General features: G+C 37.2%; 15 protein-coding genes. 14 read left to right on the forward strand and 1 reads right to left on the reverse strand.

The annotated features are described in order from the left end of the window. Window positions 1-110: 110 nt before the first annotated feature. Window positions 111-1,241: a CapA family protein gene (locus tag ACFSAH_RS04590; RefSeq protein ID WP_379661523.1), complete on the forward strand. Its 1,131-nt coding sequence runs from the start codon at window positions 111-113 to the stop codon at window positions 1,239-1,241. Between the two features lie 430 nt (window positions 1,242-1,671). Here the strand turns inward: ACFSAH_RS04590 and metK are convergent, their stop codons facing one another. After that, entirely contained in the window at window positions 1,672-2,928 is a 1,257-nt protein-coding gene (metK, locus tag ACFSAH_RS04595) for a methionine adenosyltransferase (protein ID WP_379661524.1), read from the reverse strand. Window positions 2,929-3,132: 204 nt separating this feature from the next. On the opposite strand from metK, the gene ACFSAH_RS04600 reads away from it, so the two are divergent. The 13 genes from ACFSAH_RS04600 (at window position 3,133) to ACFSAH_RS04660 (ending at window position 14,164) form a co-directional block, all read left to right on the forward strand. Then, a complete protein-coding gene (locus ACFSAH_RS04600; RefSeq protein WP_379661525.1) occupies window positions 3,133-4,008 on the forward strand; it encodes a diacylglycerol/lipid kinase family protein in 876 nt (291 codons plus the stop codon). Between the two features lie 11 nt (window positions 4,009-4,019). Next, a complete protein-coding gene (locus ACFSAH_RS04605) occupies window positions 4,020-4,379 on the forward strand; it encodes a translation initiation factor (RefSeq protein WP_379661526.1) in 360 nt (119 codons plus the stop codon). A gap of 376 nt (window positions 4,380-4,755) precedes the next feature. Then, the gene (locus ACFSAH_RS04610) at window positions 4,756-5,583 is read left to right on the forward strand and encodes a MotA/TolQ/ExbB proton channel family protein (RefSeq protein ID WP_379661527.1); all 828 of its coding nucleotides are present in this window, start codon (window positions 4,756-4,758) and stop codon (window positions 5,581-5,583) included. 92 nt (window positions 5,584-5,675) lie between these two features. After that, entirely contained in the window at window positions 5,676-6,287 is a 612-nt protein-coding gene (locus ACFSAH_RS04615; RefSeq protein ID WP_379661528.1) for an ExbD/TolR family protein, read from the forward strand. 9 nt (window positions 6,288-6,296) lie between these two features. Beyond that, window positions 6,297-6,848, forward strand: a complete 552-nt coding sequence (locus ACFSAH_RS04620; protein ID WP_379661529.1) for an ExbD/TolR family protein — start codon at window positions 6,297-6,299, stop codon at window positions 6,846-6,848. A gap of 58 nt (window positions 6,849-6,906) precedes the next feature. Beyond that, entirely contained in the window at window positions 6,907-7,743 is an 837-nt protein-coding gene (locus ACFSAH_RS04625) for an energy transducer TonB (protein ID WP_379661530.1), read from the forward strand. A 225-nt stretch (window positions 7,744-7,968) separates the two neighbouring features. Further along, window positions 7,969-8,853, forward strand: a complete 885-nt coding sequence (locus ACFSAH_RS04630; RefSeq protein WP_379661531.1) for a PstS family phosphate ABC transporter substrate-binding protein — start codon at window positions 7,969-7,971, stop codon at window positions 8,851-8,853. A 33-nt stretch (window positions 8,854-8,886) separates the two neighbouring features. Beyond that, a complete protein-coding gene (locus tag ACFSAH_RS04635) occupies window positions 8,887-10,557 on the forward strand; it encodes a tetratricopeptide repeat protein (protein WP_379661532.1) in 1,671 nt (556 codons plus the stop codon). 313 nt (window positions 10,558-10,870) lie between these two features. Continuing rightward, on the forward strand, window positions 10,871-11,248 hold the full coding sequence (locus ACFSAH_RS04640) for an NADH-quinone oxidoreductase subunit A (protein ID WP_379661533.1): 378 nt from the start codon (window positions 10,871-10,873) through the stop codon (window positions 11,246-11,248). Window positions 11,249-11,359: 111 nt separating this feature from the next. After that, complete coding sequence (locus tag ACFSAH_RS04645; RefSeq protein WP_379661534.1) at window positions 11,360-11,902, forward strand: NADH-quinone oxidoreductase subunit B; 543 nt, start codon at window positions 11,360-11,362, stop codon at window positions 11,900-11,902. Next, on the forward strand, window positions 11,902-12,402 hold the full coding sequence (locus tag ACFSAH_RS04650; RefSeq protein WP_379661535.1) for an NADH-quinone oxidoreductase subunit C: 501 nt from the start codon (window positions 11,902-11,904) through the stop codon (window positions 12,400-12,402). The genes ACFSAH_RS04645 and ACFSAH_RS04650 overlap by 1 nt, the downstream gene beginning before the upstream one ends. Window positions 12,403-12,411: 9 nt before the next feature. Beyond that, complete coding sequence (locus ACFSAH_RS04655) at window positions 12,412-13,647, forward strand: NADH-quinone oxidoreductase subunit D (RefSeq protein WP_379661536.1); 1,236 nt, start codon at window positions 12,412-12,414, stop codon at window positions 13,645-13,647. Beyond that, window positions 13,640-14,164 (forward strand): NADH-quinone oxidoreductase subunit NuoE family protein, encoded by a 525-nt coding sequence (locus ACFSAH_RS04660; RefSeq protein WP_379661537.1) that lies wholly within the window; start codon window positions 13,640-13,642, stop codon window positions 14,162-14,164. The genes ACFSAH_RS04655 and ACFSAH_RS04660 overlap by 8 nt, the downstream gene beginning before the upstream one ends. The last annotated feature ends 2 nt before the right edge of the window (window positions 14,165-14,166 follow it).

The raw sequence follows: 14,166 nt of genomic DNA on the forward strand, positions 1-14,166 counted from the left end.
TCAAATTAAAAAAGCCCTGATAGTTAAAGCCATCAAGGCTTTTTTAGTAAGAAACCGATCCTATATTGCAATATAAATCCTTTTCTTAATTTTGCAGTTTACTTTTAATCATGAAAACTGTTTATACCTTTCTTGTCGCCTTATTCCCCATATTAACAGCTTGCGGTAACAATAATGCAAAAGACTTAGGCCAGGAAAACGAAACAATCAACAATCTCGCTATTGCTTTAGATTCAACAGAACAGCTTGCGGAATCAACTCTCCGGGAAATATCCATCACTGCTGTGGGCGATATTATGCTTGGCTCAGGATATCCATCTGTAACCAACCTCCCCCCTAATGATGGTAAAAACAGTTTTGATGCCGTTGCTAATTATTTGAATGGAGATATTGTATTCGGGAATCTGGAAGGATGTTTTCTAAACTCAGGAGAATCGTCCAAATGCAAATACTCCAAACCCGGAAGCTGCTACGCATTTAGAATGCCCGAATCTTATGGAAATATCATTAAAGATGCTGGTTTTAATGTGCTGAGTATTGCCAACAACCATGTGGGTGATTTTGACAATAAAGGCCGCAAAAAAACCATGGAAGTTCTGGATGCCCTTCAGATCAATTATGCAGGCCAAACCAATTGCCCATACGCTCTCTTTGAAGAAAACGGAATCAAATATGCGTTCTGTGCTTTTGCCCCTAATGAGAATACGCTTTCTATCAACAAAATAGATAGTGCGAAAATTTTAGTTAAAGAACTGAAAAGCAAGGCCGATATTGTTATCGTCTCCTTTCATGGCGGAGCCGAAGGTACCACCCACGAGCGTGTACCTAAGAGAAATGAAATATTTTTTAATGAAAACCGGGGGAATGTGTATGCCTTTGCCCACGGCGTAATAGACGCTGGTGCTGATGTTGTTTTAGGTCATGGACCTCATGTTACCAGAGCCGTAGAAGTATATAAAAATAAGTTCATTGCCTACAGTCTGGGAAATTTCTGTACTTATGGAATGTTTAACTTAAAAGGGCCTAATGGTTTTGCTCCTTTGGTTCAGCTAAAAATCAACAAAGAAGGAGATTTCATTAAAGCAGACATCATATCCATAAAGCAAGATAAAGTCAATGGCTTGCAATTAGACGAGACCTACGCTGCTTTTAACAGAATGCAGTATCTGACAGACCTGGACTTTCCTGATCATAATCTTCTGTTTAAAGACAACAGCATAACCTTGAAGGAGTCAAGATAGCTTTTACGACCAAACTAGCAAGAAAGGCTGTAAAAGTTTCAAAATTTGTCCTTCATCTACAGATTAATGTATTTTTCTAATTCTTCGGGTTTTCTTCGAGACAGACAGGAGACAGAGTAGAGATTCCTTCGACACTGCTTCGATAGTTCTTCGACAAAACAGGGGTTTTCTTCGACTGCTCTTCGACAAGTCTTCGGCAAAAGACAGATTTCTTCGACAAAAAGCGAAGCTCACTGCAACAAATCTCGAAGAACCATGGAAGCCGTCCCGACTTTGGCTCCCGTCTGTCTCCCAGCAAGGTGGGAGAACAGCATGGTGCTCCACTTTCACAAAACAGTTAAAATAGATCGTTGAAAAAAGCAGCTAAGTGTCTACAAAAAAAGGGCATTAGAAGTTTCTAATGCCCTTTTTTTGTATTTTCAGCAGAAGCTTAAATGCCGAATGCCACTTTAATCTGCTCTACATAATCCAACTTTTCCCATGTAAACAGCTCTACTTCTACTACTTTTTCTTCGCCGTTAGCTCCGTTAAAAGTTTTCTTTACTATTTCGTTCTTACGTCCCATGTGTCCATAGGCAGCGGTTTCTGAGTAAATAGGGTTTCTCAGTTTCAACCGTTGTTCTATAAAATAAGGTCGCAGGTCAAATATTTGTTGAACTTTCTTCGCTATTTCGCCATCTGTTAAGTTTACTTTAGCGGTACCTTTAGTATCTATAAACAAGCCACATGGCTCTGCAACACCAATTGCATAGGAAACCTGTACTAAAACCTCATCTGCCACACCTGCCGCTACAAGGTTTTTGGCTATATGTCTTGTTGCATAGGCTGCAGATCTGTCTACTTTAGAAGGATCTTTACCAGAAAAAGCTCCTCCTCCGTGAGCTCCTTTACCTCCGTAAGTATCTACAATAATTTTTCTTCCTGTTAAACCAGTATCTCCATGCGGACCACCAATCACAAATTTACCGGTAGGGTTAATATGATATTTGATATCGTTATTAAACAATTGCTGCAACTCTGGTTTCAATAAAGCTTTAACTCTGGGAATAAGGGTTTCAATAATATCGCTCTTAATCTTAGCCAGCATTACATCATCATTGGCATCAAAATCATCATGCTGTGTAGAAATAACAATACTGTCTATTCTGATGGGTTGATGATCATCGCTATACTCAATAGTAACCTGAGATTTAGCGTCTGGTCTTAAATAAGTTATTTCTTTATTTTCTCTCCTGATAGCAGCCAGCTCTATCAACAACTTGTGCGATAAATCTAAAGCCAGGGGCATATAGTTTTCTGTTTCATTGGTTGCATAACCAAACATCATACCCTGGTCTCCTGCCCCCTGCTCTTCCGGGTTCGTTCTGTCAACCCCCTGATTAATATCCTGAGACTGCTCATGTATAGCAGAAAGAATACCACAAGAGTTGGCCTCAAACATATATTCTGATTTTGTATATCCGATTTTACGGATAACATCTCTGGCTATTTTCTGAACGTCAAGATAGGTTTTTGATTTTACCTCTCCTGCCAATACCACCTGACCGGTAGTCACTAAAGTTTCACAGGCTACCTTAGACTCTTTATCAAATGCTAAGAAATTATCAATTAACGCATCCGAGATTTGATCTGCTACTTTATCTGGGTGTCCTTCAGACACAGATTCCGATGTAAATAAATAAGACATAGTAATTCTTTTAAATATTTTTAGATGGAACCCTTTGAATGCAGGAAAAGCAAATCTGGCTTTAGCACTTTTTTATGTGGTTGCAATCCTGGCTTTTATGAAAGCACTCAAATCATTCCACTGAATTATATACACAAAGGTATAACAAATTTTATTTTTGACTAAAAATAGAATTACTTTGTTGCTCATTTTAACGTCACAAGTTTGAACAGAGAAAAAATACTTTTTATAGTTAACCCCATATCGGGAGGAAAATCTAAATTATATTTCCCCTCGTTAATAGACAAATACCTGGATCATTCCCTTTTTGAAGCCTTTATTACATTTAGTGAATATGGCGGTCATGCTTGTGAACTTGCCGAAGATGCTATTAGCAATGGCTATGACTGTGTGGTTGCTGTGGGTGGAGATGGAACGATTAATGAGGTAGCCAGTAAAATGATGAACACTGGTAAAAAAATGGGTATTATCCCTTGCGGTTCGGGAAATGGTTTAGCCCGTACACTTCGTATACCTTTAAATAATGCCAAAGCCATTAAGTTATTAAACAGAAACAGAACCCGGGATATTGATTCGGGTTCCTTTGGTCATAAGTTTTTCTTCAACATGGCCGGACTGGGATTTGATGCAAGAATAAGCACATTATTTGCCGAGAACCATAAACGTGGATTTAAGGGTTATGCCAAAAGCGTACTTCAAGAGATTAGAGATTATAAAGAGCAATCCTATAATATTGTAATTGATGGCATTGCTTACCAACGAAAAGCTTTTATGTTAAGCATAGCTAATTCATCGCAATACGGAAACAATGCACATATCTCTCCCAAAGCAAAAGTTGACGATGGCTTACTGGATGTGTGTATCATTAAATCGTTCCCCTTATATTTATTCCCAGGATTGTTTTTAAAAATGATTTCAAAAACGGTAGACCGATCAAAATATGTAGAAATCATCCAGGGAAAACATATTAAGATAACCAGAAATAATGAAGAACCTGCACATGTAGATGGCGAACCTATATTTGTTTCACGTGAAATAAATATAAACGTACAGCACCTTTCATTAAAAATAATGGTTTAAATTACTAACAAATGAGCAAGGATAAAAAATCTAAAAAATTCAACAGCTTTGACGGGATAGTATTCTCTACAGATAACAACTTTGTTTTTCAAACAGAAGAGGTCACAGCAGAAACTACGCCTGCTAACAACCAGCAAAACTTAAGAGTACAATTGGACAAGAAACAGAGAGCGGGCAAAGCCGTTACCTTAATCACCAATTTTATGGGTACAGAGGAAGACCTTATTGCTCTTGGTAAAATGTTAAAAACAAAATGTGGAGTCGGCGGAAGCGTTAAGGATGGGGAAATACTGATACAAGGCGACTTCAGAAAAAAAGTAATTGAATTGTTGCAAAAAGAAGGATACAAAGTAAAACAGATTGGGGGATAGGAAAAAACCTCTTTAATTAATGTGTTTTTCACATTTATAAAAACAGGATCTGGTATTATGATTATGTTTTTTTCAAAAAAAAGCAGAAAAAACACCCCTGGTATTTGTTTTTTACAATAAAATTGGTTTTTATTGTAAAAGCTTATTTTCACAGGGAGCACATCCTACAGAATTAAGCAAAGAACAGAAAGGAACTGCTGTCGAAGATTAAAACAGGTTTCAGCTAAATTTTGTATAAAAAGGATAAAAAATTTGATTTTAAACATTAAATCATAAATTTGTTAATAGGTATAGTTTTAACAAGGTTTTATAATTAAGAAACTACAAACAAAAACATAAATTAATCAAAAACTAAAAATTAAATTAAAAAAAAGCAATGTCAAACGCACCAAAACCAACTACAGCTAAGAAAGAAACCTCTGGGGGTTCTAGTATTTTTGCAGGATTAGCGATTGTAATCTGTATAGCAATTGCATGGGCTGTTTTCTTATTCGTAATGGGTAATCCAGCTAACTTTGAAGGTGGCGATAACGCCAACCACCCATTAGAAGGCAACTATTTCGGTATGATCTACAAAGGGGGTATCGTAGTACCTTTCTTGATGGGTATGTTCTTAATGGTAATCGTATTCTCAATTGAGCGTTTTTTTGTTATCAGCAAAGCTGCAGGTACAGGAAACGTTGATGCATTCGTAAAAAAAGTACAACAATTTTTAAGCTCTGGAAGTATTGACAGCGCTATCTCTGCTTGTGACAAACAAAAAGGATCTGTTGCTGCAGTTATAAAATCAGGTTTATTAAAATATAAAGACGTAGAGTCTGATACTGTAATGAATACCGAACAAAAATGTTTGGCTATCCAAAAAGATATCGAAGAAGCTACAGCTTTAGAAATGCCTATGTTAGAGCAAAACCTAACAGTAATTTCAACTTTAGTATCTATTGGTACTCTTGTAGGTCTATTAGGTACGGTTGTGGGTATGATTAAAGCGTTTGCGGCATTAGCAACAGCAGGTGCACCAGACCAGGCAGCATTAGCAAACGGTATTTCTGAGGCCCTAATCAACACAGCTACAGGTATTGGTACTTCAACACTTGCCATTATTTCTTATAACTTTTTTACGTCTAAAATTGACTCTTTAACCTACTCTATTGATGAGGCGGGTTTCTCAATTGTACAAACGTACGCGGCTACGCATAGATAATATTAGTGAATAGTTTTTGGGTATTCTGGTTTATACCAGGATACTTTTTAAAAGTAAATTAACAGGACACTAATAATTAAAAAAATAAGAAGATGCCAAAAGTAAAAATAAAAAGAAAAAGCACCCTGATAGACATGACCGCCATGTGCGACGTGGCTTCATTGTTGCTTACTTTCTTTATCTTAACGGCGACAGCCAGACAGCCAGAACCGCTGCCTGTGGACATACCTTCTTCAACTGTTACTATTAAATTACCAGATACAGACATTTCTACGCTGACCATTGGTGAGGGAAAGGTTTTCTTTGGAGTGGTAGGTCAGGATGTAAGGATTAATATGTTAAACAGGATTGGCGAGAGATATGGTATTGAGTTTTCTCAAGAAGAAAAGCTTCGTTTTTCTCTGATAGAGTCTTTCGGAGTTCCTATTGCTAATATGAAAGAGTTTATAGCTATGTCAGGGGCTGATAGAAACAAACTTCAACAACCGGGCATACCAAGAGATTCATCTAACAACGAGCTTAACCAGTGGATTCTTCAAGCAAGATACGCCACTAAAGAGCTCCATAACCAGGATTTAAGATTCTCCATAAAAGGTGACTCTAAAGAGCAATATCCGGTTATCAGAGATGTCATTGACATATTGCAAGGGCAAAAAATCAACAAATTTAGTTTAATCACTTCGTTAGAAGGCTTAGATAAATAATATTAGACAATGGCACAATTAGATACCTCGGGTGGTGGCAAAAAAAAGGGAGGTAAAGTAAGGTCCAAGAAACAATCAACCAATGTTGACTTAACGGCAATGGTTGACTTGATGTTCTTGTTAATTACTTTCTTCATGTTAACTACCACACTTGCAAAACCGCAAGCGATGGACATGTTCATGCCCGATAAAGATGATAAAAACCCAGATGCTGAAATAGATGTTAAAGCCTCCAGAACCATGACAGTTCTTTTAGGCTCAGACAATAAACTGGTTTGGTATATGGGTGTGGCTGGAGATAACCCGCCTACTGTAGATAGTTATAATAAAAGTGGTATACGCAAGGCTTTCCTTGAAAATAATGAAAGAATTGTAGCAACGACTGGAAATCCTGAAAAAGGATTAATGGTAATTGTAAAACCCACAGATAAATCTAACTACAAAAACTTTGTTGATATTTTAGATGAAATTAAAATTGCAGGCGTACCATCATACGGTATAGTTAATAAAATAGAACCTGTTGAGATTTCTCTATTAAAAGATCAAGGAGTTTACAATTAATACTAACTAGTATTTTACTAGCGTTATTTAGTTAATAAACAAGAAAATTTAAAGAAATATGCCAAAGCTGGATATTTTAACTCGCAATTGGATAGATATTGTCTTTGAAGGTAGGAACAAAGATTACGGTGCTTACGATTTACGTAAGAACAGTGCTAAGAACACCAACAAAGCAGTTCTGATTGGAGGGTTACTGTTTATATTTGCGTTTTCTGCTCCTATGATCTCCCAATTATTGAAGAGTACAGACGAGGATGATGCAATTTTAAACCCTAGAACTAAGGAGACAGAAGTTGTTTTGGCAACTCCACCTCCAGTAGATAAGGAGTTACCTCCACCTCCGCCAGCGGTAGAACCACCGCCACCAAGAGTGGATCAGGTAAAGTTTCCACCTCCGGTAGTAAAACCGGATGATAAAGTTGTAGAAGAAGAACCTCCTACAATTAAAGATTTGGAAAAAGCAGATCCTGGAGCAAAAACCATTAAAGGAGATCCAAATTCACACATCCAAATAGAGAATCCTGTATTTGGGGATGGCCCTGTTAATCAGGAAGTAACTGCGGATTCCAATGAGATTTTCACCAACGTTGAAAATTTCCCAGAATTCCCGGGAGGTATAGAGGCTTTTTATAAGTTTCTAAACAAGACCTTGGTTTATCCGCCAATGTCAAAAGAAAACAACATCCAGGGAAGGGTAACCGTAAACTTCGTTGTTGAAAAAGATGGTTCTTTAACAGATATTAAAGTACTTAGGGGTGTTCCGGGTGGAGATGACCTTGGACAAGAAGCGATCAGAGTATTAAAGAGATCACCTAAATGGAAACCAGGATTACAAAATGGTAGACCTGTTAGGGTTTCTTACTCGGTTCCAGTAATGTTTGCTTTACAAAATTAATGGAATATAAAACAAGAAGGAGACAGAAATCGCCCCAAAAGCGATTTCTGCTCATTTTAGGGCTAGCCGTTTTCATTATCTACTTCACACTGGGAATGGTTATTATTTTTTGGAAAAAATTCCCTCTTCTGGTTGGTGTAGAGCCTATGTGGAGGAATGTATTTGCTGCTTTTTTAATAGTATACTCTCTATTTAGATTAGTTAGGGTTTTACAGGATAAACGCGATGAATAAAACACTATCCATTTTAATATGCTTACTGCCTTTCTTCTTACACTCTTGTAACACCTCTGGGGAGAGAGGAGAAAGCTATACCTACGGGGATGCCAAAGTTTTGGCAGATGAGTCTTTATTTCCTGTGGTAGATGATGAAGCCGTTGTTTTCAACAGTCGATACAAAAGAGCTCATATTGACATGGTGTACAAGCCGCAGCAAGAAGTATTGAATATGCTTTTAAATGATAGTGCGAGTATAGCAGTCCTGCCCAGAATGCTGACTGAAGAAGAGGCTAGTACTTTTGAAAAAAAGAAAGTACGGGTTAGACCTATTAAGTTTGCAACGGATGGAATAGGAATTATCACATCCAACGATAATCCGCTGCAAAACATAACTCTGCAAGAGTTAAAAGACTTTTTATCGGGCAAAGCAGATCATTCCCCTGTTATTGTATTTGATAATGTAAAATCCAGTACGGTAGAATACTTAATGGACCACTTTGACGTTAAGGAATTAACTGCAAAAAATATTTATGCCTTAAACACCAGCGAAGAAGTTATCAGGTATATAAAAAACAACAAAAATGCAGTGGGTATTATCAGTGTAAGCTGGATAAAACGCCCAACAAAAGAAATTGAAGAAGATGTGAAAGGGATTAAATTTGTTGCCGTAAAAAACAATGTGGGTAATTACGTATTACCTACGCAATCGTCCTTAAAAACCAAGGAGTATCCCTTAACACGAGATTTATATTTAATAGACTGTCAGGGAAAGGCCGGGCTTGGAACTGGCTTTGCTGCTTTTTTAGCTAGCGACATTGGTCAAAGGGTCATTTTAAAGTCTGGTTTAGCACCAGATTCCCTTCCTTCCCGACAAATAATCATTAAGAAATAGATATTTTGTATTTTTTTGTTTAAAATTGAAATTATGAATATAACAAAGAAAATAGCGATAACAGCAATAGGTATTGTTTCCATGGGAACAGCATCCTGGGCACAGAGCTTAGAAGATGCCAGAAACGCTGTGACTGCCGAGCAGTATCAGAAAGCAAAATCCATGTTTAATAATTTGATCACTACCCAACCTAATGTAGCTTCAAATTATTTCTATTTTGGAGATCTATATTTGAGATTGGAAAATGCAGACTCAGCAAAAGTGTTATTTCAAAAAGGTATTGGAGCAGATCCAGGCTATAGATTAAACTATATTGGCTTAGGTACCGTTGACTTGTTCAGCAAAAATGAAACTGCTGCACAAGCAAATTTTGATAAAGCTTTGTCTGGTATGAAAAAGAAAGATTACCAGGAATATATTCACATAGGGAATGCTTATGTATACGAAAAATCGAGAGATTTAGACAAAGCATTTGAATGGTACGAAAAAGCAAAAGCTTACGGCTCTAAAGACCCGGAATTGTATATTGCTTTGGGGAATGCCTATAAAATGCAGAAGAAAAATAGTGAGGCCGTTGCAGAATACCAAAGGGCTAGTAACTACAAAGCAGACCTTCCAAATGTAGATGTTGCCATTGGTGAAATCTGGACTGGTGCGTATAACTTTGAACTGGCAGAAACAACGCTTAAGGAAGTAATTTCTAAACACCCTAGCTTTGGCCCTGCTTACCGCGCCATGGCAGAAAACTACTACCGTTGGGCTTCGCAAATACCTGCAAAAAGACCTGAGTTATTGCCAAAAGCAAAAGAGCAATACTCTAAATATCTTGATTTAACAGATCGTTCTGCAAATTCAAGATACAGATACCTTATTTTCTTATTAAACGCTGAAGACTATGCTACTTTAGAAACAGAGGCGAAAAACTTTGTATCTAAACATGGGTCTAATCCCGAGTACAAATTAGCAGAACGTTTTCTGGCTTATGGTGCTATAGAAAATGGTAACACCGAAGTGGGCGCACAGGCTTTGCAAAAGTTTATATCTTCTGTAGACAAAAAGCGTTTGATAGCTAAAGATTATATTAATCTTGCAAAAGCATACCAAGATCAAAAACAAGATTCTCTAGCTATAGAAAGCTACATCAAAGGCTATGAGTTAGACACAAGTAATGTTGAACTGTTAGGAAACATAGCAAAAGCCTACTTCAGTTCTAAAAAATATGGCAAAGCGGCTGAATATTATGAAAAGCTGACTAAACTGCCTAAAGCTTCATTTACGGACTGGTTTTACTGGGGCTATTCAAACTATTTCTATTTTGCAATGGAACTAGCTAACCAGGAGCCTAAAAATGACACCTTAATTAAAGAAACGCTTATCAAAGCAGATACAGCATTTACGTATGTTGGCGAAAAAGCTAATAATGCGGATGCTTACCTTTATTTAGCCCGTGTAGAATATTATTTGGATGAAAAAGACACCGAGGAAAAAGGCGTTAAAGCTTATGATAAATTCATCGAAATTACCACAGCTAAACCGGAGATAAACGCTCGTGATAAAACCAATCTGGTGGAAGCATATTCTTACAATGGTGGATATTTTATTACCAGAGACAAAGCAAAAGCAAAAGAATATTTTGACAAAGCCTTAGAACTGGACCCAAACAATGCTCAAATTAAAGATGCATTAAGAGCCATAAAAGGATAAGTACAGGATAAAAAATCAAAAAAGGGACAGTCAGAAAATGATTTGTCCCTTTTTTGATTTTTATATTCTTCAGTGATTGAATTCTCCTGTTTTCTCTTCATTAAGCATAGCAGCACCGTAACCTGACAACTATATATGCAGCACATTAGCGCTAAAAATGGAATTACACTGTGTCTTTTTTAATTCTATTTTGCTGTATTCATTTTTATTCCCAACATTTATTATAGAGTGGGGCTATACTTAAAACTGTAATTGCCCCAGTTTCTTTCTTATTAGAGCTGTTTTTATATCTTTGCACTAAATTTATTGTTTCATGGAAAATTTAAGTACTCCTGTAGATTATCTTCCAATTGTAATTCAACTGGCCATAGCATTAGGGTTTGTTGTATTAACCATGACCATTACTCACCTTATTGGTCCTAAAAGAAAAACAACAGACATAAAGCTAACTGCTTTTGAGTCAGGTATAGAAGTTGTGGGAAATGCCCGTCAACCCTTCTCTGTCAAGTATTTTATTGTAGCGATCTTGTTTGTTATTTTCGATATCGAAGTTATATTCATGTATCCCTGGGCAGTAAATTTCAGAGAGTTTGGTATAAATGGCCTTATTGAAATGTTCATTTTCATGGGAACGTTGTTATTAGGTTTTATTTATATCCTGAAAAAGAAAGTATTGGACTGGAACAACTAGTTAGAATTGTTCTAAATAAGTGTAATACGCTTATTTACGCATAAAACTTAATAAATTTGTGGCTTACTTTAATTGGTAGGCCTTTTAGCTTTTTAAAAGAGATTTAAATTTATGAGCGATATTAAAATGAGTAGTGCACCAGCAGGGGTCGAAGGCTCTGGCTTTTTCGCTACTACGCTTGATCAAGTTATAGGAATGGCCCGTTCACATTCTTTGTGGCCACTCCCTTTTGCAACTTCATGCTGTGGTATCGAATTTATGGCAACCATGGGGGCACATTATGATTTTTCCAGGTTCGGTTCAGAAAGACCTTCGTTTTCTCCCCGTCAGGCAGACCTACTCATGGTAATGGGAACTATTGCGAAAAAGATGGCTCCGGTTCTGAAACAGGTATATACTCAAATGGCCGAACCCAGATGGGTTATTGCTGTTGGTGCATGTGCATCTAGTGGTGGTATTTTTGATACTTACTCTGTGTTACAAGGTATTGATGAAATTATTCCGGTAGACGTTTACGTTCCTGGATGTCCGCCAAGACCAGAAGGAATTATAGATGGTTTCAATAAAATACAGGAGTTGGTAAAGAATGAGCCTGCAAGAAGAAGAAACTCTCCTGAATATCAAGCATTATTAGAAAGTTACGGAATACAATAATGGCCAGAATAACAAACGAACAGATATTAGAAGAGCTTAAAGGCTTTGAATCGACTATATCGAACGTAGAACAACCTTTTGGTTTATTAACTTTCGAAACAACAAGAGAAATAATATCGGACTTATTAGCATTCCTAAAGAACGATGCTACTTTAAGTTTCAACTATCTTACTGATATTACCGCTGTACACTATCCAGAAAGAGAGAGAGCATTATCCGTAGTGTACCATTTGCATAGTTTTAAAACAAATGCCAGAATCAGAATAAAAGTATCTCTGCCAACTTCAGACCCATCTATTCCAACGGCAACTATGCTATGGAATGGAGCGAACTGGATGGAAAGAGAAACGTTTGATTTTTTTGGTATTCAATTTATAGGACATCCTGACTTAAGGAGGATTCTTAATGTGGATGATATGAGTGTATTTCCTATGCGGAAAGAATACCCATTAGAAGATCCAAACAGGGTAGACAAAAAAGATTATTTTTTCGGACGATAAGTTATATTCATGGGAAAGTTTATTACAGAAATCACACCAAACAGTCCTGTATTTACAGATAACGATCCGCAAGGGGAGCTACAGACCTTAAACTTAGGTCCTACCCACCCTGCTACACACGGTGTTTTCCAGAATGTGTTGCAAATGGATGGGGAAAGGATTGTTAGCGGTGTATCTACTATTGGATATATTCATCGCGCTTTTGAAAAAATAGCAGAACATCGTCCATTCTATCAAATTACTCCACTAACAGACAGGTTAAACTACTGTTCTTCGCCTATCAATAATATGGGGTGGCACATGACAGTGGAAAAACTTTTAGATATCAAAACACCAAAACGCGTAGATTATATGCGGGTTATAGTGATGGAGTTAAGCCGTATTGCTGACCACATCATCTGTAACGGTATTTTGGGGGTTGATACCGGAGCTTTCTCAGGTTTCCTGTATGTGATGGAAAAGAGAGAGGACATTTACGAAATATTTGAAGAGATCTGTGGCGCAAGGTTAACTACTAATATTGGTAGAATAGGTGGTTTCGAAAGAAATTTCAATCAGATTACTTTTGACAAGATCAGGAAATTTGTAAAATCTTTTCCTTTGGTTTTAGCTGAATTTGAGAACCTGTTTAACAGAAACAGAATTTTTATAGAAAGAACATCAGGGGTAGCAGCAGTAGACCCGGAAACAGCATTAAGCTACAGTTGGAGCGGCCCTATTTTAAGGGCAACAGGTGTAGATTACGATGTTAGGGTAAACGAACCTTATTCTTCTTACGAAGATTTTGATTTCGAAATCCCGGTAGGTACTACCGGAGATGTTTATGATCGCTTTTTGGTAAGAAATGAGGAGATGAAGCAAAGTATACGCATCATTGAACAAGCTTTGGACAAAATTGCTAAAGAACCAAAAGATGTGTTCCATGCTAATGTTCCTGATTTCTATTTACCTCCAAAAGAGCAGGTTTATAACAATATGGAAGCTTTGATTTACCATTTCAAAATTGTGATGGGAGAAATCGAAACACCCAAAACAGAAGTTTACCACTCCGTTGAAGGCGGTAACGGCGAGCTGGGTTTTTATCTGATTAATGACGGTGGAAGAACGCCTTACCGTTTACACTTCAGAAGACCAAGCTTTATAAATTATCAGATGTATGCGCCAATGAGCCGCGGAATGCAGCTTGCAGACGCTATTATAAATATGTCTAGCTTAAACATTATAGCAGGAGAATTAGATGCTTAAAGTTGAAGAAGTACAACCAACAGAATTCTCTAATGAATTGGTTGCCAAATTTGGAGAGATAGTAGGACGTTATCCTGAAGGAAAACAAAAGTCAGCCTTATTACCCATTTTGCATGAAGTACAGGCAGAATTAGGTTGGGTAAGTCCTTCGGCTATGGATAAAGTTGCTGAGTATCTGCATATAAAACCAATTGAGGTATACGAAGTGGCTACTTTTTATACGATGTATTTTCTAAAACCACAGGGCAAATATGTCTTAGAGATTTGCCGTACAGGACCTTGTTGCCTTGTAGGTGCAGAAAAAATAATGGATTATATAGGAGAGAAATTAGGGGTTAAAGAAAATGAGGTAACTGCGGATGGTCTTTTCAGCTACAGAGGGGTTGAGTGCTCTGCTGCTTGTGGCTATGGGCCGGTATTACAAGTAGGTCCAGAGTATACTTACTACGAAAACCTTACTCCGCAATCGGTAGACAAACTAATAGCTGAACTAACAGAAAAGGCAGGTAAATCTTAGGG

The sequence above is a fragment of the Pseudopedobacter beijingensis genome, assembly GCF_042678145.1.
GTDB lineage: Bacteria > Bacteroidota > Bacteroidia > Sphingobacteriales > Sphingobacteriaceae > Pseudopedobacter > Pseudopedobacter beijingensis.